Raw genomic sequence first — 22,215 nt, 5'->3', positions numbered from 1 at the left:
AAATCCTCCTTTTTCATCAGTATAGCACAATTTGAAAAGGCTTGCAGAATTCTACTACAAAAAAGGAGGACTAGCCCCCTTTTTATTTAGCCTCGTACCAGGTTGCCCCTTCATTCTCATCCGCGATGAGGGGAACACTGAGTTGAATGGCTTCTTCCATGGTTTGTTTGACCAATTTTTTCATCTCTGCTAATTCAGATTTAGGAACTTCAAGGACGATTTCATCATGCACTTGCAGAAGCATCTTAGTCTGATAACCACCTGCAACCAAGGCTTTATCTAGCTGAATCATGGCAATCTTGAGAATATCTGCCGCAGATCCCTGAATAGGAGAGTTGATAGCAGTCCGCTCCGCAAAACCACGAATGTTGAAGTTGCGCGAATTGATATCTGGCAACTCACGACGACGCTTGAAGAGGGTCTCTACATATCCCTTATCACGCGCCTCACGCACCACTTCATCCATGTAATTTTTAATGCCCGGAAAGCGTTCAAAATAGGTATCAATGTAGGCTTTGGCCTCCTTACGGCTGATGCCCAAATTATTAGACAGACCAAAATCTGAAATCCCGTAAACCACTCCAAAGTTAACTGCCTTGGCATTACGACGGTCGTTTGCAGTCACATCCTCAGGAAGTTCAATGCCAAAGACACGCATGGCTGTCGAAGTATGGATATCTGCCCCCTCTTGGAAAGCCTTAATCAAGTGCTCGTCCTTAGAAATATGCGCCAAAACGCGCAATTCAATCTGCGAATAGTCCGAGCTGAGCAGCACACTATCCTCCCACTCAGGCACAAAAGCCTTACGAATGAGGCGGCCTTGCTCCAAACGCACAGGAATATTTTGCAAGTTTGGATCCACACTAGACAAACGCCCAGTCTGGGTCAAATCCTGCACATAGCGAGTATGAATCTTGCCATCAGCCAAAATCCAGTCCTGCAAGCCAATTACATAAGTCGATTGAATCTTAGCAATCTGACGGTAATCGAGGATTTTCTTAACAATCGGAGCAATAGGAGCCAGACGCTCCAACACATCCACCGCTGTCGAGTAACCTGTCTTGGTTTTCTTGGTATATTCTAGAGGAAGTCCCAATTTTTCAAAGAGAAGGACACCCAACTGCTTAGGCGAGTTGATATTAAACTCCTCACCAGCCAGTTCGTAAATCTCTTGAGTCAGTTTTTCAATGACAAGCTCATTTTCAGCCTGCATCTCAAGCAAGGTCTCTTTCTTAACCGTAATCCCAGCAATTTCCATTTTAGCAAGGACAAAGGCCAGAGGTTGCTCTATATCATAAAGAAGCTCTAATTGCCCATTTTCACTAAGTTTTTCAAGCAAAATAGGCTCTATTTCGACCAAAACAGCAAGTTTACGCGCCAAATGTTCCAAGAATTTCTCGCGTTCAGGAATGGCCTTTTTGACACCTTTGCCATAGAAAGTCTCATCATCGACCAAACATGTCTGACCATAAAGACTCGCGATGGTCGCAATTTCATTGTCCTCCACAGTCGAAAGGAGGTATTTAGCCAAACGACTGTCAAAAGCAGGCGCCTGCAAATCCACATCAAAACGATGCAAGATAACTTTAGCCTTCTTAAAGTCATACACTCTCAGAGGTGTTTTTTCTAGAAAGTCCTTGAAAATCGGCTCTTGCAAAAGGTCAAGCTTGTCTGTAGCATAAAGCTTATCCCCACAAGACCAGGCAACACCAACCAAATCATCCGTATGGTAATTTTCACCAAAAAGCTCAAAGTGGAAGATAGAGTCCGCACTCAGCATATCTTGACTAACTTGGTCAACGATAGTAAAGTCCAAACTCTCAGCCACATCAGCTGACGATGCATTTAAAGCCTGCTTAAGCTGTTTGAAGCCCATCTCATCATAGAATTTCCCAAGATTTTCAACATCTGGACCACTATAAACCAAATCCTCCAAACCAATCTCAATCGGTGCCTTGGTATCAATGGTCGCTAGTGTTTTAGACAAAAAGGCCTGTTCCTTATCATTGATGAGATTTTCCTTCATCTTAGAAGCCTTCATCCCATCGATATTTTCATAAATACCCTCAAGCGAGCCATGCTCCAGCAAGAGCTTGATACCCGTCTTTTCACCGATTTTAGTCACCCCGGGGATATTATCCGACTTATCTCCCATAAGCGCCTTGAGATCGATAAACTGAGTCGGTGTGAGCCCCATCTTTTCCATAAGATAGTCCGGCGTAAAGGCCTCAAACTCAGCCACACCTTTCTTGGAAATCTCAACCACCGTATGCTCATCCGTCAGCTGAATCAAGTCCTTGTCCCCACTGACAATGGTAATATCAAAACCATCCTGCTCAGCTAGTTTATCCAGCGTCCCAATGATGTCATCCGCCTCATACTGAGCCAACTCATAGTGACGAATCCCCATATGATCCAACAACTCACGAATGAAGGGAAATTGCTCACGAAACTCATCAGGAGTCTTAGCTCGACCACCCTTATAGTCCGCATACATTTCTGTACGGAAGGTCGTCTTACCCGCATCAAAAGCCACCAAAATATGACTCGGCTCAACCCGCTCCAATAAATGACTCAACATCAACTGGAAACCATAAATCGCATTGGTATGCAAACCAGCCGCATTCTTAAACCGGTCCAACTGCTGATAGAGCGCAAAAAACGCCCGAAAAGCAACAGAAGACCCATCAATCAATAATAATTTTTTCTTATCCATACACCCATTATAAAGGAAAGCACCAAAAAATACCATTGGGAAGAGCCAGACCAAGTATTTTTCAAACTTTTCCCGAATAAATAGATAGAGCCAGTGAATCTAGGTTTACTAGATTCACTGGCTCTATCTATTTATTCGGGAAAAGAGACGAAAAAAACCTGAGAATTATCTCAGGCTTGGTCATTAAATCTTTTTCTCAATACTGAAAAGTGGAGAAAGTGGGCGTTTTTCATGGATACGCACGATAGCATCCCCCAATAAATGAGCAATTGAAATCTGCTCAATCTTATCAATCAAACGCTCTTCTGGCAGATAGATGGTATCCAAAACAACCAATTTCTTAATAGCTGATTTTTGGATATTATCCATAGCAGGACCAGAAAGAACTGGGTGCGTACAGCTCGCATAGACTTCAACAGCACCAGCTTCCGCAAGAGCATCTGCAGCATGACAAATCGTTCCAGCAGTATCAATCATATCATCAATCAAGATACAAGTCTTGCCTTCGACCTTACCGATGATGTTCATGACTTCACTGGTATTCATCTTATCAACGCTACGACGTTTGTCAATGATAGCGATAGATGTTTTCAAAAATTCTGCCAACTTACGAGCACGAGTCACCCCTCCATGGTCTGGGCTGACAACCACATAGTCAGAACCAACCATACCACGACGCTCAAAATAATCCGCAATCAGAGGAGCTCCCATCAAGTGATCCACAGGAATATCAAAGAATCCTTGAATCTGTGCAGCATGCAAGTCGATTGTCAATAAACGATCCACCCCAGCTACCTCAAGCATATTTGCGACAAGTTTTGAAGTGATTGGCTCACGCGCTCTCGCCTTTCTATCCTGACGTGCATACCCATAGTAAGGCATGACAACATTGACAGATTCTGCACTCGCACGCTTCAAAGCATCTACCATAATCAAAATTTCAAGCAGATTGTCATTTACAGGCGAACTAGTTGATTGTAGGATAAAGACGTGTTTCCCACGGATTGATTCTTCGATGTTGACCTGAATCTCTCCATCTGAAAATTGGCGAACACTTGATTTCCCCAACTCTATCCCAATCTCCTGCGCCACACGTTCTGCCAATTCTTTATTAGAAGAAAGGGCAAACAGCTTTAAATCAGAAAAAGACATGATTTCCTCCGGTATATATGTATCGCTTGTGCTTTTCACAAGATTTTCCATCTACCATTGTAGCGCTTTTTGCACTATTTTTCAATCAAAAATAAAAGAAGGGCACTATATTTGTACCCTTGCATCATTCTTTTGAAAAATATTCTAGTTCATCAGCTCATTGTGCTTCTCAACAAAGCAATAAGCCTGATAAAAACCATAGAGAGTAATAGCCGTAACCACTGGAATCGCTAAGGGCAACTCTGTCTCCAACTCCACAAAAGGAGAGTTAAACAGGAAGTGAGTTCCCAAGGCTAAACCTAGAAAATAAGCCCCTGTTTCTTGCCAACCTTCTGCCCTTTATAGGCTCTGTAAAGCAAGTAAACACCCACTACAGCTAGACCTGAAAAAGTCCAGTGAGAGGCAATTCCTGAGATGATACGCTCTAAAATTCTCGAAATAGTAAAGTCAAATCCCTCTGGCAAATCCGTACGAATGTAGCCAATATCCTCAATCATTTGGAATCCCAAACCAGAAGCAATCCCTAGTAAAAACAAAGATTTTAATTTTCGTACAGGAACCAAAACTAAAACAAAAACTAGAGGCAACAATTTCAGCGGTTCTTCTACCAAAGGAGCCACAATAGCACTTTCAAAGGCATTTAAAAAGGCACTATTTGGGAAAAGAACACCCAGTAAATCATGGATATAAGTATTCGTAAAGCTAGACAACCAGCCTGAAAGGAACATCCCACCCAATAAAGACAAGATCAAGGCATTCTTTGGCAATTCCCATTTTTTCCCAAGACGGAAAAGGAAATAAAGAGCCGGAATCATGTAAAAGAGAACTAGAAAGATAGAAACTCCCATTAGTCTATATTCCGCACCTGACATCGAACCATCCGTATAGTAGATGGTTTCATACTGTAAACCAATACATAGCAATAAAATAAAATAAAAATAAATGAAATATTGTTTTTCTTCATACACTTTCTTTCTAAATAAAGTATTTACAATTCTACAACTGTCATACTTCCTGTATCTACATCGTAAATGGCACCAGAGATAATGACATCGTCTGGTATTAAGGGAGATTCGATAAGGAGTTGCATATCCTCTCTCACACTCTCTTCTATATCTTGGAAGGGCAAAAAGTCCTGGTCTGACACATCGACACCTAGTTCCTCTTTCAGATACTCCTGAAAAGGACCATTTTCAAAAGTCTGGGCACCACAGTCTGTATGGTGCAACACCACAATCTCTCTTGTTCCCATTTGTTGCTGGGAAATAACTAGCGAACGAATCATGTCCTCAGTCACTCGACCACCTGCATTCCGCAAGATATGAGCATCCCCAAGTGCCAAGCCCAGAGCTTGCGCAACGTGCAAACGTGAATCCATGCAGGTCACAATAGCTACTCTAGTTTTGGGTTTAATCGGCAGATTTAACTGCCCATGCAGGGCAACATAAGCCTGATTGGCTTGCATAAACTGTTCAAAATACGACACGATTCCCTCCTTTAAAATTTGATAGTCAAATATTTCTCCTATCTTATCATTTCTAAGAGGATTTGTCACGGATTATGCAAAGACCTTTTTCAAAACCTCCTGAATCGTTGTCACTCCAATGACCTGAATTTCCTTAGGCGGAGTGATTCCTGTCAAAGAATTTTTCGGTACATAAATCTTAGTAAAGCCCAGTTTAGCAGCTTCATTGATGCGTTGCTCGATACGATTCACGCGCCGAATTTCTCCTGTCAAGCCCAGTTCTCCAACAAAACACTCCTGAGGATTAGTTGGCTTGTCTTTATAGCTCGAAGCAATGGCAACTGCAACGGCTAAGTCAATGGCAGGTTCATCCAATTTGACACCGCCAGCAGATTTAAGATAGGCATCTTGATTCTGCAAGAGAAGTCCTGCCCGCTTTTCCAAAACAGCCATAATCAGACTCGCACGATTAAAATCAAGCCCTGTCGTCGTGCGCTTAGCATTTCCAAACATGGTTGGTGTTACCAAAGCCTGGACCTCCGCCAAAATCGGACGGGTCCCTTCCATAGTCACAACGATTGACGAGCCAGTAGCCCCATCCAAACGCTCCTCTAGGAAAACTTGACTCGGATTGAGCACCTCAACCAGACCACCCGACTGCATCTCAAAAATCCCAATCTCATTAGTGGAACCAAAACGGTTTTTGACCGCTCTCAAAATACGAAAGGTATGGTGGCGCTCTCCTTCAAAGTAAAGCACTGTATCCACCATATGCTCCAACATACGAGGCCCAGCCAAGGTTCCTTCCTTGGTCACATGACCTACGATAAAGATAGCAATGTTGTTGGTCTTAGCCAACTGCATGAGCTCAGCCGTCACCTCACGCACCTGAGAAACTGACCCCTGCACCCCTGAAATCTCAGGAGACATAATGGTCTGGATAGAGTCAATAATGAGGAAGTCTGGCTGGATTCTCTCCACCTCAGCTCGAACACTCTGCATATTGGTCTCTGCATAGAGATAAAACTCACTATCAATATCTCCCAAGCGTTCCGCTCGCAACTTGATTTGCTGGGCAGACTCCTCCCCACTGACATAGAGAACAGTTCCCACTTGGGATAACTGGGTTGAGACTTGTAGGAGAAGCGTTGATTTCCCGATTCCAGGATCCCCACCAATGAGGACAAGACTTCCCGGTACCACTCCGCCTCCAAGTACACGGTTGAATTCCTCCATCTCCGTCTTAGTTCGATTGACGTTGATTGAAGTTACCTCAGCCAATTTCATAGGCTTGGTTTTCTCACCTGTCAAGGACACACGCGCATTCTTTACCTCGGCAACCTCAACCTCCTCTACAAAAGAAGACCAAGACCCACAGTTGGGACAACGCCCCAGATATTTAGGGGAATTATACCCACAATTTTGACATACAAATGTCGCTTTTTTCTTTGCGATGATAAACCTCTTTCTATATCTCTAACTCACACTCAATCACCTGGCAAAAATCAATCTTCTCATTTGGCACAAACTGACGCATGAGCATTCCGTGAGTTACAATGATAATAGTTTTATAATCTTTATATTTTTTCAAAGCTCTTAAAAAACGATGACGCATCTCTAGATCAGTTTCATAGCGATAAGGAGAATCTTCAGATAAAACTCCTTGATGTTTTAGATAATATTCATGAGCTACCAATACACTAGTTAAATCAGAGTTAGTGCCATCTAAGTCTGGACGCCACTCATGAAAAAACGGCTCCACAAATAAGTCCAATCCTGTTTCAACTGCTATATAATGGGCTGTTTCTAAAGCCCTCGTCACAGACGATGAAATAATAATCTCTGCCTTTCCAAAACATGCAGTTTTAGCAACTTCTTTTGCCAGACTGCGACCTTTTCCTGTCAATGGCGCTAAATCACGACCAAAACCACTATAGAGTTGCGGATTTTCAAGTTTATCAAGCATACTATAATCTGGCTCTCCATGACGTACAAAGATAATCTTCATTCTAGTGCCCAGTAGATCCAAATCCACCAGTTCGCACGCCATCAGCTGCATCTCCATCTGCAATTAAGAAAGGAGCAAAGACAGCCTGAACAACACGTTCCCCAACTTCAAGAACAACCTCTTGATCTGTGATATTCTTCATCTGCGCAAAAATATGCCCTTCATTCCCAGGATTTCCATAATAATCCCCATCAATAACACCAACCGAGTTAATCAAGACCAAGCCCTTCTTACGAGGATTTGAAGAGCGATCATAGAGATAGAGAACCTCAGTCGGCTGCATATAAGCCTTAACCCCTGTCGGAACCAAGACAATCTCTCCTGGCGCAATAACTGTACGCACAGCAACCTTTAAGTCATAACCAGCCGCATGCGCCGTCTCACGCTTGGGCAATAAATTTTCATCTTTAAAACTCGAAACCAATTCAAAACCACGAATTTTCATAATCTTCTCTTTTCTATTATCATTTATTCTAGATTATTCTATCTTATTTATTCGGAAAAAGCACGAAAAAAGAGCACACAATTCACATCGCTTAGGGCTGCTGGATTCCTCCCCTGACCCACTTCACGCAGAACTGTTGCTCCACTATTTATTATATCACATTCCTATTCATTTTAAAAGCAAAATTATTTTTTCCGTCTATTTCTAAAAAAGTCCTGCATGATAGCTGCGCATTCATCTTCCAAAATTCCCATTTCAACCTCCACACGATGATTCAGACGCTCATCTGTCAAGATATCGTACAAACTCCCAGCAGCGCCAAATTTCTGGTTTTTAGCCCCATAGACCACGTTTGGAATACGGGCAAGCCCAATCGCCCCACTACACATGACACAAGGCTCAATAGTCACAAAAAGCGTACAATCTAGCAAGCGCCAGCTCTCCTCACTCAGGTTCGCATTCTCTATGGCCATAATCTCCGCATGCATAACCGCTCGCTGCAACTCCTCACGTGCATTATGCCCACGACCAATGATTTCCCCATCTTTGACAATCACACAACCAATTGGAATTTCATCGTGTTCAAGAGCAATCTCTGCCTCTCTCAAAGCCTCCCTCATAAAGACTTCTTTTTCTTCAACTGTATAATTCATCAATTTCCCTTTTCCTACTTATCGATTTTATTATTATATCATGATTCCCAACACAAAAAAAGCCACCGAACGCGGTGACTCTATAGGGAGATTATTATGAAAAAGAAAAGTTTAGGATATTTGTTACAACAAGTTAGGAGGTCTTCTTGTAACTGTCTATAGTATACCCGACCTATCTTAAACAAATCTTAAAAATCTCTTATGACCAAACACTTTCTAAAATATTTGTTTGTTCACGACCAGGACCTACTGAGAAAGTAGAGATACGAACGCCAACCAATTCGCTCACACGACGAACATAGTTACGCGCATTCTCAGGAAGCTCTTCCAAATTACGAACTCCAGTGATATCTTCTGACCAACCTGGCAACTCTTCATAGATAGGCTTACAACGTTTCAATTGCTCAAGACTAGCTGGATAGTAGTCAATACGTTGACCATCAAGATCATAGGCCACACAGATTTTCACTGTATCTAAACCACTCAAAACATCGATAGAGTTCAATGAAAGGTTAGTGATACCAGAAACACGACGGCTATGACGCATCACGACTGAGTCAAACCAACCCACACGACGTGGACGACCAGTTGTTGTCCCATATTCATGACCGACTTCGCGGATACGTTCTCCTACTTCATCAAACAACTCAGTTGGGAAAGGACCGTCTCCCACACGACTCGTATAGGCTTTACATACACCTACAACCTTGTCAATTTTACTTGGACCAACACCAGAACCAATGGTCACACCACCAGCCACAGGGTTTGATGACGTAACAAATGGATAGGTACCTTGGTCGATATCTAGCATAACACCTTGTGCACCTTCAAAAAGAACACGTTTACCATTATCAAGCGCATCATTCAAAATGACAGATGTATCTGTCACATACTTCTTGATTTGTTGACCATATTCGTAATACTCTTCAAAAATATCATCAAAAGCAATCGCTTTACTGTCATACAATTTTTCAAAAAGACGATTCTTTTCAGCAAGGTTACGTTCTAAACGCTCACGGAAAATGTCTTTATCCAAAAGATCAGCAATACGAATTCCCACACGAGCAGCCTTGTCCATATAAGCTGGACCTATTCCCTTAATTGTAGTACCAATCTTATCGTCACCTTTAGCTTCTTCTTGCAAACGATCCAACTCGATATGATAAGGTAAAATAACATGCGCACGATCAGAAATACGCAAGTTATCAGTTGTCACACCTTCCTCATGAAGATAGCTCAATTCTTTCACAAGCGATTTAGGATTTACAACCATTCCGTTACCAATAACAGAAATTTTTTCAGGGAAGAAAATCCCAGATGGAATCAAGTGCAACTTAAATTTCTTACCATCAATCACAATCGTGTGCCCTGCATTATCACCACCTTGGTAACGTGCAATCACTTCTGCATTCGCTGAAAGGAAGTCTGTAATCTTCCCTTTACCTTCATCACCCCACTGGGTACCTACAACAACAACTGAAGTCATAATCTTGTCTGAGCCCTCAGGCTCTTCCTTTCCACATACATGGCAGGAATCTCACCTGCAATTATATCTTACAATTTATTATAAGAAAAAATCGCCTTTTTATCAAGAAGAAACAATACAAAGATTTACTATTTCCAACTATTAAAAAATGATTTAGAAAAATTACCAGCTATTTATTGTTATATTGCCATGAAAAAGTAAGTTTGTTCGGAAATTTACTAAAATTACCTTAACAAGAAATAAAACCCCGATTCATTATCATCTTTTCAAGATACAAACGATAAGCAACACGATAATGGTAAACGATAAAATCCCTACGACACCCAATGCCATATCGAACTAAATAATAAATCAAAAATTTAAAATGAAAATGTTCCCATTCCCAACTATTATCAAAGAAAGTAGCATACTCTTCTTCGATACTGTCATAGAAATCAGTCATCTGATCATAAATACTTTGTATCATAAGCATACACCTCTTTTTTCTATTTATGAACTTATTCTAACAAAAAATTTTAATTAATCATTAATAATTCCTGAATTGTACAAATACCAACCTCAATAAGATAAAAAATAGGAAAAGTTGACAGAATAGAATAAATACCTTACATCAAAAACAAACTATTAAATCCCTAAAAATAAAAAATTCCTATAAATGATTTAAAAAATTATCCTGTTCTGTTTCAATAGTATAGTGGATTGAAACAAGATGTGAACAAATCGATTAGGAAAGTCAAATTAATTTCTAGAAATATTTTAACAGCATAACGTACTATTCTAGATTCAATCTACTATAATAAATATTTCTCAAGAGTTCTTCAACTTATCACAAAATTACTCGACATTAAAGACCCTAATATCAAAATTATGGATGTCATTAATAGGGGTACACACTGAGATTCCTTACCTCGAAACGACTGGTATGTCTACTAGAAATCTTCTAATAAAGCGACGTTTTAAGTGCTATCAGTGTTAGAAAATGATGGTAGCTGAGACTTCTATCGTCAAGAAAAATATCACTTGTCATTAGGTGCAAGACAGATTATTAATTACATAATCATGACCACCCGTCTAACGGGTGGTTTGAACCAGGGCTATAAGCCCAAATTACCAGCCAGCGCCTAAAGACGCTGGCTTTCACGTTGTTCAAGCCTTATTGCTCTTGACTCGTCACTTGCCTCTTAAAGAGGCTTTAGTATTACTTACCACTATCCCTAAAGGGATCCTCATATTCTTTTACACTCAATTTATCTAGTGCTATATCATGCTTTTCCTGCTCTTGAATATATTTCTTAATTGTGGCTTCATTGAGCCCTACTGTGCTCACATAATAACCTTCTGCCCAGAAATGTCGATTCCCAAACTTATACTTGAGATTGGCGTGTTTATCAAATATCATGAGTGCACTTTTGCCTTTTAAATACCCCATAAAACTCGAAACACTTATCCTCAGCGGAATACTTACTAACATATGTACATGATCAGGCATTAAGTGACCCTCGATAATTTCAACACCTTTATAACTACATAAGCGATGAAATATTTCGCCTAAACTACTTCGATATTGATTATAGATAACTTTTCGTCTATACTTAGGGGTGAACACAATGTGATACTTACAGTGCCACTTTGTATGCGATAAACTATGAGCCTTTTGTGCCATATTTTTCTCCTTTCGCTTTACAATTGGCTTGAACACCTTTATTGTATCGCGTTCGGAGTTTTTTTGGTATAACCTTCGACGCGCACCCGCATAGCGGGTGGTTTTTTTGTCTCGCACCTTAACGGAGCGAGACGGACTAATAGTCACATAACAAAAATAGGGTTGCCCGTCGACAACCCTTTTAAAATTTCACCATAGATAAAGTTATGTAAATCGAATAATTTGTTTGATAAATTACTATAATTTATTAATCTTAAACAACGATATATTCTAGCATAAGATAAGATTTGTATCACTCCAAATTTGAATGTCTTTTCCTCATTGATTCAGATGTTTCTATGTTTAGATTCATTAGAAACAAAATGAAAGCATCAGTCACAAGCAAAGCTGCTTGTTCAAATAAACTACCCATAGGCTGATTTGATTTATCAACATCCTTTAATACCAATGAATCATCGCTAATTTGAAAAATTTTAGAATCTTTATTGGATGTTATACTTAATATTTTAGCTCCATCTTTTTTTGCCCTTTCTCCTATGGTATACAATGAATTTGTATTTCCTGAATTAGATATAAGTAATACAACATCATCTTTTCTAGCTAAAGGAGTGCTAATCTCTCCTATTAAATGTGCAGAGTATCCTAAATGAACAAGTCTATTTACGAATCCTCTTGCTGCCATACTTGATCTTCCGACACCACCAACGAATATCCTTCTATCTTTCTTAAAATATTTAGATAATTCTTCAAAATTTAAGAGAGTATTTGATTTGCAAAACTCAATAATTTCGCTCTCTATTAATTCCAAGTAAGGCTGATTATTCATAACTTTTTCCTATCTTTTTTAATATTTCAATGTTGTCTAATATTTTTTCATTTTTAAAAATATATCCACCAGATACAACAGCCTCAGCACCGCTTTTTAGTATTGGTCCAAGTGTTTTATCATCAACTTTTCCATCTACCATAATCCTATATGAGTATTCTTTTATACTTTTTATATCATGTAATTCCTTAATTTTACCATACATTTCAGTAATTATATGGGAATTTGAAGTACCAGGCTTTATCGTTAAAACTAAAACTTGATCTACAAAAGGTAAAATAGATTCTATGCTTGATATTGATGTATGTGGACTAATAGCTACTCCAACTTTTTTATTGAATTCTTTAACTTTTTGAATTATATTCATTACATTGAATGTGCTTTCAACATTGAAAGTTATACTGTCAGCCCCAGCTTCTATAAATTTTTCAATTTTTCTTTCAGGATTAATAATCATAAGATGTAAGTCTAATTTCAGATCTGTATGTTCTCTTATAGTTCTTACAAACTTTGGCCCAAATGCCATATCTTCAACAAAATTTCCATCCATTATATCTATATGGATTTCTTTTGTCTCGCTATTATTTAGAATATTTAATGTTTCTTTGATATTCCAAAAATCACTATTTAGAATCGAAGGTAAAATATTAACCATTTTTTTCACCCAACAATAAAATGCTAATATTTCTATCTCTTTCTCTCAGATGATCCCAGTCAACAAAAAATACTTTACCAAGTTTTCCTAATAAGATTTTTTTATCTTTTATTATAAGAGTCATCGAATTGTTGCCAAATAGTGAAGATTTTAGATGGGCATCCGTATTTAACATGGTCCATTTTTCTGGTGGAAATTCCGAATCACATAGATTTAATCCAAACTCTACATGTTTTTCTCCAGGACTATGGTAATCGCCCTCAGACCTCATCGGTGGGGCGATTTTATCCATCATTTTAGCTATATCAACATGTAGAAAGTCATCTCCAAAATAATTTCTATCATGCATATCCTCATCAAAAAATAATGAACATGTTGTATGAGAGCTTGATATAACAATTATTCCATCTGTTATAGAATTTTGCTCTACTATTTCTTTAATATCATCTGTTATATCATGGAAGGATGGTCTTCCTGCAACTGTTTCTAACTTAATAAAATCATGTATAATCATTATTTTTCCAATTCTTTGCGTATTTGTTCAAATACCTTATCTATACCAACACCAGTTAATAAAGCAACTCCATTAATTACTTTTTCCTTTACTGAATCTGGTACAACTGTTGTACTTACAACGACATCATAATCATCAAATTTATTTAGTTCATCAGCTATTTTTGATTGATAAATTTTTGCATCAGAATCCAAATTATTGTCTTCTAACCACTTTTTTATTTTAGAAACAGCTATGGTTGATGTTGCATGACCGGCTCCACAAATTACTAATATTTTTTTCATTTTTATCTCCTTTATATTTTATATTTATATTCTATGTTCTATTGAAAATATGAAATTTTCTTAATCTTGTTGATGTAATACATTATTAGTATTACTAATATTCCTATTGCTACGACTCCAAATATGCCTAAATATTTTAAAGCTAATACATATAAAGCAACTGGCCATAAAGCAGCGAGTAGCATTGTAACCAATCCTGCTGTTCCAACGTCGAAACTAGCTAAATTAAATACATCTGTCATTACTGGAGCTAACCATGTTGATAAATATAGACAAGCTACAACATATATAGCACTTCCTAGTACAGTTCTAATAACATTTCCTTTAAAGAAAGGAACCATCATAGCTATAGCAAATGCGAAAAATGCTAAATCTCCAAAAGGTAAAACTTGATTGCCCGGTAATACTAATGCAAGAGCCAAAGAAATTGGAACTAGTAATATTGATGTAGACATAACTGCAGAGTGTCCTACTACTAGTGCAGCATCCATTCCTATATTAACTTGTCTACCACCTAATTTATTATTAGCAAAATCTGAAGCAGCTTCTGCTATTGGTCCCAGACCTTCCATAAACATAGCAACCATTTTAGGCATTATTTTCATTACCGCTGCTGTAGATATAGCAAGATTTCCGATCTTAGATACATCATATTTAGCAAAAATACCTACTAGTGCACCTATAACTAATCCTATAAAAACTGTATCCCCCAATATTCCAAACCTTTTAGTTAAAGATTCAGCATCAAGATCAATTTTATTTAGACCAGGTATTCTATCAAAAATCCAATTTAAAGGACGGGCAATTATTGCACCTGAATTAACCATCATGTGGCTTATGGCTATACCAGGGTAGCCAAAAAACTCACTATTTTTTTTCTGATTTATATCTGCAAGTAACCACTGAATCATTACCGCAACGGTTCCACCTAGTATACCAAACACAAAGTTACCTGTAATAGATTGGGTAATCATTCCCATAAATATAGGAAACCAAAAATTCCAAATATCTACATTCAAAGTTCTAGTTAAGCCTAAAAATACGAACAATATATTAACTACAAGTGAAATAGGTATCATCAGCAAGCCTAAAGATGTAGAGAAAGCTAAAGGTCCTCCAACTCCAACACCCATATCTAATATATTAAGAGAGCTTCCATAATGATTTCCCATATCTTGAATTGCACTTCCCAGACTACCTGACAATAAATTCAATACTAGTCCAAGACCGATTGAACCAATTCCTACTGTAATTCCTGACATTAAGGCCTTTCCTGGTTTTAGACCAAAAATAATCCCTAAAATAAATATTATAATTGGTAAAAAAACATTTGATCCAAGGCCTATGAACCATTGAAACGAATTAATTAAAACTGACATTTTATCCTCCTAATAAATTTATATTTTAGTCAATACCATTTTCTTTTAAAATATTAAGAATTTCATCTTTATTATCTGTTTCTAAAAGAAAACTTATTACTTCTTCATTAGCAAATATTTCCATCAATTTTTGTAAAGTTTTTATTTGATCACCTGGCTCTTTCATAGATAGCATAAATACCAAATTTACTGGAAATTTATTATTAATATCTGTCATATCTGCAAAAAGTATTGGTTTTTTTAAAGATACAAAACAAATCTGAGACTCCAAAACATGTTTTGAATCCGTATGTGGTATTGCAAAACCAACATTTCCTATTTGTATTCCTGTTGGATATTCAGATTCTCTACTTACTATCCCATCATAAAAAGAATCTTTTACACAACCACTATCATATAAGCTATCTGACATAAATCTAAATAGCTCCTCCTGATTATCAACATTTACAAACGTATTTATTAATTTCTTATCGAAATACATATCCACCTCATATACTTCTAATTTCTTCTATTAATTCCTCAGGTTTTTTACACCCTACCAACTTATCAACTTTTTCTTTTGAATTTATCTTTTTATATATTTTATCAACTATATATCTAATATTTTCTACTTCGTCATCTTCAAAATTCATAAAAATAACTAGGGACGTTGGAATCCCATCCCAGTCTATAGGGTGACTGAGAGTGCAGATTGCTATATGTGTTCTGTTGACAGTTTTTGAACTTGCATGAGGTAATGCTACTCCATATTCTAGTGCTGTAATCCCTATAGCCTCCCTAGCAAAAATCGACTTTAAATATGAATAGTCAACAAATTTATTTTTATTTAATGAATTGCCAACATATTCAATTAATTCCTCTTTGTTTTTGAATTCTTTCCTCAAAAATATAGTTTCTAAAGATATTAAATCATCAATCTCTATTGCACTTACATCTTCATTATTTTTTTCATTTTTCCTTATTTGATATCGCTTGCTAAATATTTTTGTATATTCAGAAATTATTTTTATATAATCATCATTATTAATTACAGGATTAACAAAAACATATGGTATATCCAAATTCAAATAATCTAAATTTATTGATGATATGATAAAATCTACATCGCTTAAATCACTATTACTCAATTCGTCTAATGTTCGTATCAATAAGTTATCTTTTTCTGGAAGAAATCCTTTTACTTTATTATAAATAAGCTGAGCACATGAGATTCCGTACTGACACACGATCAATATATTGTTAGCTTTATTTGATGCTTCTATCTGAATTTGAAAGTATATTAATATCAAAGCCACTTCATCATCATTCATTTTTATCTTAAAGTAGTCTTCAAGTATATTAGTTGAATACCAAATTATGCTAAATAAAGTTTTATATTCTTTGCGCAAACTTTTCAAAAGAGGATTCTGTATGTGAATTCCTAGTTTTAACCTTTCAACCATAGCAGAGATATGATATGACATTGCCTTAACTAACTCTTCGTTGTTACTAAAGTCAACACCTTCGATTTTGCTAATCCTTCCGATAAATTTATTTACTATGAAATTATTATCAGATTTATCATTTATTGGTTTATCTACCAGTCTATGAGCATATATTTGTTTCTTAAGATATGCGATATCCTTGGCTTTTAGGTTTAAATCCAATTCATCTATTAGAAAATCAACAAAAGTTTTTACAGTTTCTGAGTCATAATTATTAAACTTAGGTGTAACATATTTAAAATCGTCTCCAATATGACGGTCTATCTTAACTCTTGAACACAAAGTAAATACTAATGTTAGAAAAGATTGAATATAATAATCCGGAAGATTTTCTATTAAACTTTTATTTTCTAAAAATAATTCTTCGTATATACTATTAACTATATTTTTATCAAAGAACACTAACTGTGCTTTATTTATCGAACTTGAGTAAGATACTTTATCTGAGTAATGAAATATTAGTTCTATTAAAGAACGTTGTATATTTATCTCATCTCCGATTAATTCAATTCCAGATATATTCGAAACTATTTTTGAGCCATATCCTTCTATAACTTTATTAATAACCTTTATATCGTTATATATGGAAGTCTTACTTACAAGATATTCTTCAGATAAATAGTCTAAAGTTAAATCATTATTTGTTAAATAAAGCTGCTTGATGATGTAAAGTCTCCTATTTTCAACAGAGTAATTATCACGATATATCTTCTCTTTAATCTTATTTTCTAAATTTAAAATATCTTGTGGATTATTTATTTTAAGTTCAATTCCTTTCGAAGGGATGTTAATAATATCAATATTATATTTATTTGCTATCAATCTTAAACTATCAATATCTTTAAAAACCGTTCTCCTAGATACTTGTAAATAGTCACTCAACCTTCTAGATGAAATTGGTCCATCGTGCTTAGATAGAATTTTTAATATCTTATATTGTCTTTCGATTGTATCACCCCTCCTATAAGTAAATAGATCATCTATTTGACCTAATTATATAATATGTGAAAATAATCGTCAATTACATTTATTTCAACATTTATTGTTAACATTTATTGAAATTATTGCAAATATTATAATTCAAGCCCTGATATATCAATATCAACATTTCATTTACACCATCTAATAATGGCTATAATAACAATAAACTACACTTTTAATTAAATTATTAACTACCCGTTGTGCTAGTTAATTCTAGCCAAATAAAAAAACTTTGCGTATCATAAACTCAAAACAACCACGAAATGAGGGAATGATATGCAAAGCCAACATTATTATCTCGCAAATCCCAATCAAACACAAGTTATTTTTTCAAAAATCTTGACTCAAGTTATCGCTTTATATGAGCGATTTGTTCCCCATGAGGTTCGAAATCGGCGAAATATCCACCTACAAAAACAGTCTGATGTCGTTGTTATCGCTAGTTATCTTTGGGCAATTCAAGAGGGCTGCAGGACGCAAGTGCTATTTACCGTGCGATTCGTCATAATCTCTTCCCTGACAACTTCCCTGAACACTCACTATTTTGCCGTATCTGTCAAAATCTTGCTCAAAGTATTCAGCGTATGCGCTATTTTATGGTCTTAGATCTTTGTCAAACCTGCTCGTTCGGCTTGATTGACAGCTTTCCTTGTGCCCTATGTCACCCCATTCGCAACATGAGAGCTACATTGTTATCAGAGGTGGCAGATATTGGCTATAATGCGACTAAGAAAATCCATTATTATGGCTTGAAATTTTCAGTTCTTGTCAGCGACAGTGGGTTTCCTATTGATTATGTTGTCACACCCGCATCTATTTATGATGGCGATGTTGCTTTGGAGCTACTTGAAAATAGCCCATTTCCAATCGTTTATGGAGATAAAGGATATGTGGATAGACAGACAAAGGCAACGTTAGCAGACTGTGGTATCCAGTTAATTTCTCAACTCAGAAAAAACATGGTGGGTTATTCATGGCTAGAAAATTACAAAATAAGTCGATTGAGGAAACCAGTGGAGACTGTATTTTCTAGTTTAGAGCAGTTTGGAATGGAGGCTTTACGTTGTCGAAATATTCAGGCGCTTAAATTTAAGACAGAGTCAATATTACTTATCTATTCTCTTTTGCTTAAAAGCAGTCATACTGAATTTGGTATCAGTTTAAAATATTCCCTTGCTTACGCTTGATTAACTAGCACAACGGGTTATTAACTATAAAACCCCATCTTCACAACATAAAATGGTTATGCTAAAGATGATTACAGGATAGACTATCTCAGAGACCACATCAAGGAAATGCGAGATGCAGACACCCTTGACGGAATAGACCTACTAGGCTACACGACCTGAGGAGCAATTATTTAGTTTCTGCAGGAACAGGTGAGATGACTAAAAGATATTGCTTTATCTATGTAGCCCGTGATGATTATGGCAATGGCACACAAAAAAGAAGCAAGAAAAAATCATTTGACTGGTACAAAAAAGTGATTGCTTCTAATGGTGAAGATTTAGATTCCCAATTTGTAAAATTAAGCTAGACAGAAAAAGCCATCTATGTTAGGCTCAGATAAACTACCACATTTGTCTGAAAGGAACTAACATAAATGACCTATACTCATCTTACCACAGAACTAATTGGAATCAAAGACAAAAATATCAAAATTCTCTTCGTTTTGAAACATCAGACCCATCTAGAAATCAGGGCAAAGCTAGATTACGACAGCCCTCGTTGTCCTCATTGCCAAGGAAAGTGTATCAAGTACGATTTTCAAAAGTTGTCAAAAATCCCTATTTTAGATTGTCAGGGGTTTCCAACCTGCCTCCTGCTTAAAAAACGCCGGTTTCAATGCAAATCTTGCAAAAAAGTGACCGTAGCTGAGACAGCTCTAGTCAAGAAAAACTGTCAGATTTCCCAACCTATTTGGGAGAAAGTCACACAACTCCATACAGAAAATATGACCAATATAGCCATCGCTAGGAGACTACATATCTCCGTGTCGGTCGTCCAGAGGAAACTGGCTCAGTTTCAATTTGAGCATGATTTTACGAAATTACCAAAAGTCTTGAGCTGGGATGAATTTAGTCGGAACAAGGGAAAACTCGCCTTTATTGCTCAGGATTTTGAGACAAGACGGATTGTGACCATTCTTGAAAATAACCGCCAAACCACCATCAAGAACTATTTCTACAAGTATCCTAGGGCGGTCAGAGAAACTGTCGAGGTCGTAACAGTGGACATGTCGGGTAGCTATATTCCTATCATCAAACAACTATTTCCAAGGGCTAAAATTGTCCTTGATAGATTTCACATTATCCAACACCTGAGCCGTGCTATGATGACAACTAGAATTAATATTATGAAGACTTTCGATAAGCGTTCCCTACCTTATCGATCCATGAAAAATCACTGGCGTATTCTCCAAAAAGATAGTCGTAAACTGTCTCTGAATCGCTTCTTTTCTCGCACTTTTGGGCAAACAGTAACACCGAGAGAGGTTGTCCAGAAGACATTGAATTTCTCAGATGAACTGAAATTCTATTACGAACTCTACCAGATCCTTCTCTTCCATTTCCAAGAGATGAACTCGAAATATTTCTTCGAGCTTCTAGAAGACAATCTGGATCTTGTCAATCTTGCCTTTAAAACTGTTTTTAAAACTTTTCTAAAGTATAAAACGTACATCACGAACGCCATGGAGCTTCCATATTCCAATGCTAAACTGGAAGCGACCAATAAACTCATCAAAGACATCAAGAGGCAAGCCTTCGGCTTTAGGAACTTTACGAACTTTAAAACTAAGATATATATTTCTTTAAACATCAAAAATGAGAGAACGAATTTCGTCCTCTCTAGGTGTTAGCTTTTCGGGCTCTATAATATTTGTAGTGGGTAAATCCCCTATAGATCTTATGGAGCCTATTTTTGTGTAGAAAAAAAGTTCCATATAACCTATAATGAAAAGCAACCAAACCATCATTAGAAAGATTCATATGGAACAATTACATTTTATCACAAAATTACTAGACATTAAAGACCCAAATATCCAAATTATGGATGTCATTAATAGGGATACACACAAGGAAATCATCGCTAAACTGGACTACTACGCTCCTTCTTGTCCTGAGTGTGGAAGTCAAATGAAGAAATATGACTTCCAAAAACCGTCGAAAATTCCTTACCTCGAAACAACTGGTATGCCTACTAGAATTCTCCTTAAAAAGCGACGTTTCAAGTGCTATCAGTGCTCGAAAATGATGGTCGCTGAGACTCCTCTAGTAAAGAAAAATCACCAAATTCCTCGTATCATCAACCAAAAAATTGCTCAGAAACTGATTGAGAAGGCTTCTATGACCGACATTGCCCATCAGTTGTCTATTTCAACTTCAACTGTTATTCGCAAGCTCAATGACTTTCACTTTGAGCATGATTTTTCTCGTCTGCCTGAGATTATATCCTGGGATGAGTACGCTTTTACAAAGGGAAAGATGAGCTTCATTGCGCAAGATTTTGAAAAACTAAATATCATCACTGTTCTTGAGGGGAGAACACAAGCTGTCATTCGTGATCACTTTCTTAAGTATGATAGAGCTGTTCGTTGTCAGGTGAAAATCATTACGATGGATATGTTTAGTCCCTACTATGACTTAGCTAGACAACTTTTTCCAAACGCTAAAATCGTTCTGGATCGTTTTCACATCGTTCAACACTTAAGCCGTGCTATGAGTCGTGTGCGTGTCCAAATCATGAATCAGTTTGAGCGAAAATCCCATGAATACAAGGCCATCAAACGTTACTGGAAGCTCATTCAACAAGATAGTCGGAAACTGAGTGATAAACGATTTTATCGCCCTACTTTTCGTATGCATCTAACCAATAAAGAAATACTAGACAAGCTTTTGAGCTATTCAGAAGACTTGAAACACCACTATCAGCTCTATCAGCTCTTGCTTTTTCACTTCCAGAATAAGGAACCAGAGAAATTTTTCGGACTTATTGAGGACAATCTTAAGCTGGTTCATCCTCTTTTTCAGACTGTCTTTAAAACCTTCCTCAAGGATAAAGAGAAAATCGTCAACGCCCTTCAACTACCCTATTCTAACGCAAAATTAGAAGCGACCAATAATCTCATCAAACTTATCAAGCGCAATGCATTTGGTTTTCGGAACTTTGAAAACTTCAAAAAACGAATTTTCATCGCTCTAAATATCAAAAAAGAAAGGTCGAAATTTGTCCTTTCTAGATATTAGCTTTTCTTCAACCCACTACAGTTGACAAAGAGCCGCTTTTCGTCTACCCACTACAGTTGACAAAGAGCCACAAAAAAAGAGGTCGAAACCTCCTTTAATTAACTACTCCGCCAGTAGGACTCGAACCTACGACATCATGATTAACAGTCATGCGCTACTACCAACTGAGCTATGGCGGAATAGAGCTAAGCGACTTCCATATCTCACAGGGGGCAACCCCCAACTACTTCCGGCGTTCTAGGGCTTAACTTCTGTGT

At 37.1% G+C, this 22,215-nt stretch carries 19 protein-coding genes, 1 tRNA gene, 1 other RNA gene and 4 pseudogenes; 5 read left to right on the top strand and 20 right to left on the bottom strand.

All coding sequences use genetic code 11. The annotated features are described in order from the left end of the window. Positions 1-82: 82 nt before the first annotated feature. The 11 genes and pseudogenes from polA to comW form a co-directional block, all read right to left on the bottom strand. The gene (gene polA, locus FGQ53_RS06225) at positions 83-2,716 is read right to left on the bottom strand and encodes a DNA polymerase I (protein WP_138336774.1); all 2,634 of its coding nucleotides are present in this window, start codon (positions 2,714-2,716) and stop codon (positions 83-85) included. A 183-nt stretch (positions 2,717-2,899) separates the two neighbouring features. Further along, the gene (locus tag FGQ53_RS06220) at positions 2,900-3,868 is read right to left on the bottom strand and encodes a ribose-phosphate diphosphokinase (protein ID WP_000010158.1); all 969 of its coding nucleotides are present in this window, start codon (positions 3,866-3,868) and stop codon (positions 2,900-2,902) included. 144 nt (positions 3,869-4,012) lie between these two features. Continuing rightward, positions 4,013-4,836 (bottom strand): annotated as a pseudogene (locus tag FGQ53_RS06215) (PrsW family glutamic-type intramembrane protease). 20 nt (positions 4,837-4,856) lie between these two features. Then, positions 4,857-5,354: a beta-class carbonic anhydrase gene (locus tag FGQ53_RS06210; RefSeq protein WP_138336771.1), complete on the bottom strand. Its 498-nt coding sequence runs from the start codon at positions 5,352-5,354 to the stop codon at positions 4,857-4,859. Positions 5,355-5,426: 72 nt separating this feature from the next. Then, the gene (gene radA / locus FGQ53_RS06205; protein WP_077804517.1) at positions 5,427-6,788 is read right to left on the bottom strand and encodes a DNA repair protein RadA; all 1,362 of its coding nucleotides are present in this window, start codon (positions 6,786-6,788) and stop codon (positions 5,427-5,429) included. Positions 6,789-6,801: 13 nt separating this feature from the next. Then, entirely contained in the window at positions 6,802-7,341 is a 540-nt protein-coding gene (locus FGQ53_RS06200) for a histidine phosphatase family protein (RefSeq protein ID WP_138336810.1), read from the bottom strand. A gap of 1 nt (position 7,342) precedes the next feature. Then, positions 7,343-7,786, bottom strand: coding sequence for a dUTP diphosphatase (locus FGQ53_RS06195; RefSeq protein ID WP_138336768.1), 444 nt, complete (start codon positions 7,784-7,786; stop codon positions 7,343-7,345). A 59-nt stretch (positions 7,787-7,845) separates the two neighbouring features. Beyond that, positions 7,846-7,939: signal recognition particle sRNA small type (gene ffs, locus FGQ53_RS06190), an RNA gene on the bottom strand. Positions 7,940-7,971: 32 nt separating this feature from the next. Further along, entirely contained in the window at positions 7,972-8,439 is a 468-nt protein-coding gene (gene tadA, locus FGQ53_RS06185; RefSeq protein ID WP_078238238.1) for a tRNA adenosine(34) deaminase TadA, read from the bottom strand. A gap of 199 nt (positions 8,440-8,638) precedes the next feature. Further along, positions 8,639-9,925, bottom strand: a complete 1,287-nt coding sequence (locus tag FGQ53_RS06180) for an adenylosuccinate synthase (RefSeq protein ID WP_138336765.1) — start codon at positions 9,923-9,925, stop codon at positions 8,639-8,641. 229 nt (positions 9,926-10,154) lie between these two features. Beyond that, positions 10,155-10,391 carry a sigma(X)-activator ComW gene (comW, locus tag FGQ53_RS06175; RefSeq protein ID WP_171019097.1) on the bottom strand — a complete coding sequence of 79 codons (237 nt, stop codon included), beginning with the start codon at positions 10,389-10,391 and terminating at the stop codon, positions 10,155-10,157. Between the two features lie 320 nt (positions 10,392-10,711). Here comW and FGQ53_RS12300 point away from each other — a divergent pair. Continuing rightward, positions 10,712-10,898, top strand: a pseudogene (locus FGQ53_RS12300) (hypothetical protein); the annotation flags it as partial. 225 nt (positions 10,899-11,123) lie between these two features. Here FGQ53_RS12300 and tnpA read toward each other — a convergent pair. The 8 genes from tnpA to FGQ53_RS06130 form a co-directional block, all read right to left on the bottom strand. Next, complete coding sequence (gene tnpA / locus FGQ53_RS06165; protein WP_138336759.1) at positions 11,124-11,588, bottom strand: IS200/IS605 family transposase; 465 nt, start codon at positions 11,586-11,588, stop codon at positions 11,124-11,126. 292 nt (positions 11,589-11,880) lie between these two features. Next, complete coding sequence (locus FGQ53_RS06160; RefSeq protein WP_001064744.1) at positions 11,881-12,414, bottom strand: SIS domain-containing protein; 534 nt, start codon at positions 12,412-12,414, stop codon at positions 11,881-11,883. Then, positions 12,407-13,069 (bottom strand): ribulose-phosphate 3-epimerase, encoded by a 663-nt coding sequence (locus FGQ53_RS06155; protein WP_029662789.1) that lies wholly within the window; start codon positions 13,067-13,069, stop codon positions 12,407-12,409. Before FGQ53_RS06155 ends, FGQ53_RS06160 begins: the two co-directional genes overlap by 8 nt. Beyond that, on the bottom strand, positions 13,062-13,583 hold the full coding sequence (locus FGQ53_RS06150; protein ID WP_138336756.1) for a YjbQ family protein: 522 nt from the start codon (positions 13,581-13,583) through the stop codon (positions 13,062-13,064). The genes FGQ53_RS06155 and FGQ53_RS06150 overlap by 8 nt, the downstream gene beginning before the upstream one ends. Continuing rightward, entirely contained in the window at positions 13,583-13,867 is a 285-nt protein-coding gene (locus tag FGQ53_RS06145) for a PTS sugar transporter subunit IIB (RefSeq protein WP_000722983.1), read from the bottom strand. The genes FGQ53_RS06150 and FGQ53_RS06145 overlap by 1 nt, the downstream gene beginning before the upstream one ends. A gap of 38 nt (positions 13,868-13,905) precedes the next feature. Continuing rightward, positions 13,906-15,246 (bottom strand): PTS galactitol transporter subunit IIC, encoded by a 1,341-nt coding sequence (locus FGQ53_RS06140; RefSeq protein WP_138336752.1) that lies wholly within the window; start codon positions 15,244-15,246, stop codon positions 13,906-13,908. 25 nt (positions 15,247-15,271) lie between these two features. After that, positions 15,272-15,727 (bottom strand): PTS sugar transporter subunit IIA, encoded by a 456-nt coding sequence (locus FGQ53_RS06135; protein WP_138336750.1) that lies wholly within the window; start codon positions 15,725-15,727, stop codon positions 15,272-15,274. A 7-nt stretch (positions 15,728-15,734) separates the two neighbouring features. After that, positions 15,735-17,660 (bottom strand): BglG family transcription antiterminator, encoded by a 1,926-nt coding sequence (locus tag FGQ53_RS06130; protein WP_283215143.1) that lies wholly within the window; start codon positions 17,658-17,660, stop codon positions 15,735-15,737. A gap of 327 nt (positions 17,661-17,987) precedes the next feature. On the opposite strand from FGQ53_RS06130, the pseudogene FGQ53_RS06125 reads away from it, so the two are divergent. From FGQ53_RS06125 to FGQ53_RS06110, 4 genes and pseudogenes are all read left to right on the top strand, one after another. Continuing rightward, positions 17,988-18,898 (top strand): annotated as a pseudogene (locus FGQ53_RS06125) (IS982 family transposase). 51 nt (positions 18,899-18,949) lie between these two features. Continuing rightward, a pseudogene (locus tag FGQ53_RS06120) lies at positions 18,950-19,248 on the top strand (family 1 glycosylhydrolase); the annotation flags it as partial. 66 nt (positions 19,249-19,314) lie between these two features. Next, a complete protein-coding gene (locus FGQ53_RS06115; protein ID WP_138037156.1) occupies positions 19,315-20,571 on the top strand; it encodes an ISL3 family transposase in 1,257 nt (418 codons plus the stop codon). Between the two features lie 130 nt (positions 20,572-20,701). After that, on the top strand, positions 20,702-21,958 hold the full coding sequence (locus FGQ53_RS06110) for an ISL3 family transposase (RefSeq protein ID WP_195450364.1): 1,257 nt from the start codon (positions 20,702-20,704) through the stop codon (positions 21,956-21,958). 105 nt (positions 21,959-22,063) lie between these two features. On the opposite strand, the gene FGQ53_RS06105 is transcribed toward FGQ53_RS06110, so the two are convergent. Continuing rightward, positions 22,064-22,137, bottom strand: a tRNA-Asn gene (locus tag FGQ53_RS06105). Positions 22,138-22,215 lie beyond the last annotated feature (78 nt).

Source organism: Streptococcus mitis, assembly GCF_005844455.1.
GTDB lineage: Bacteria > Bacillota > Bacilli > Lactobacillales > Streptococcaceae > Streptococcus > Streptococcus mitis_BF.
The sequence above is the reverse complement of the archived record's forward strand: the minus strand, read 5'-3'. Positions and strand labels throughout refer to the sequence as shown.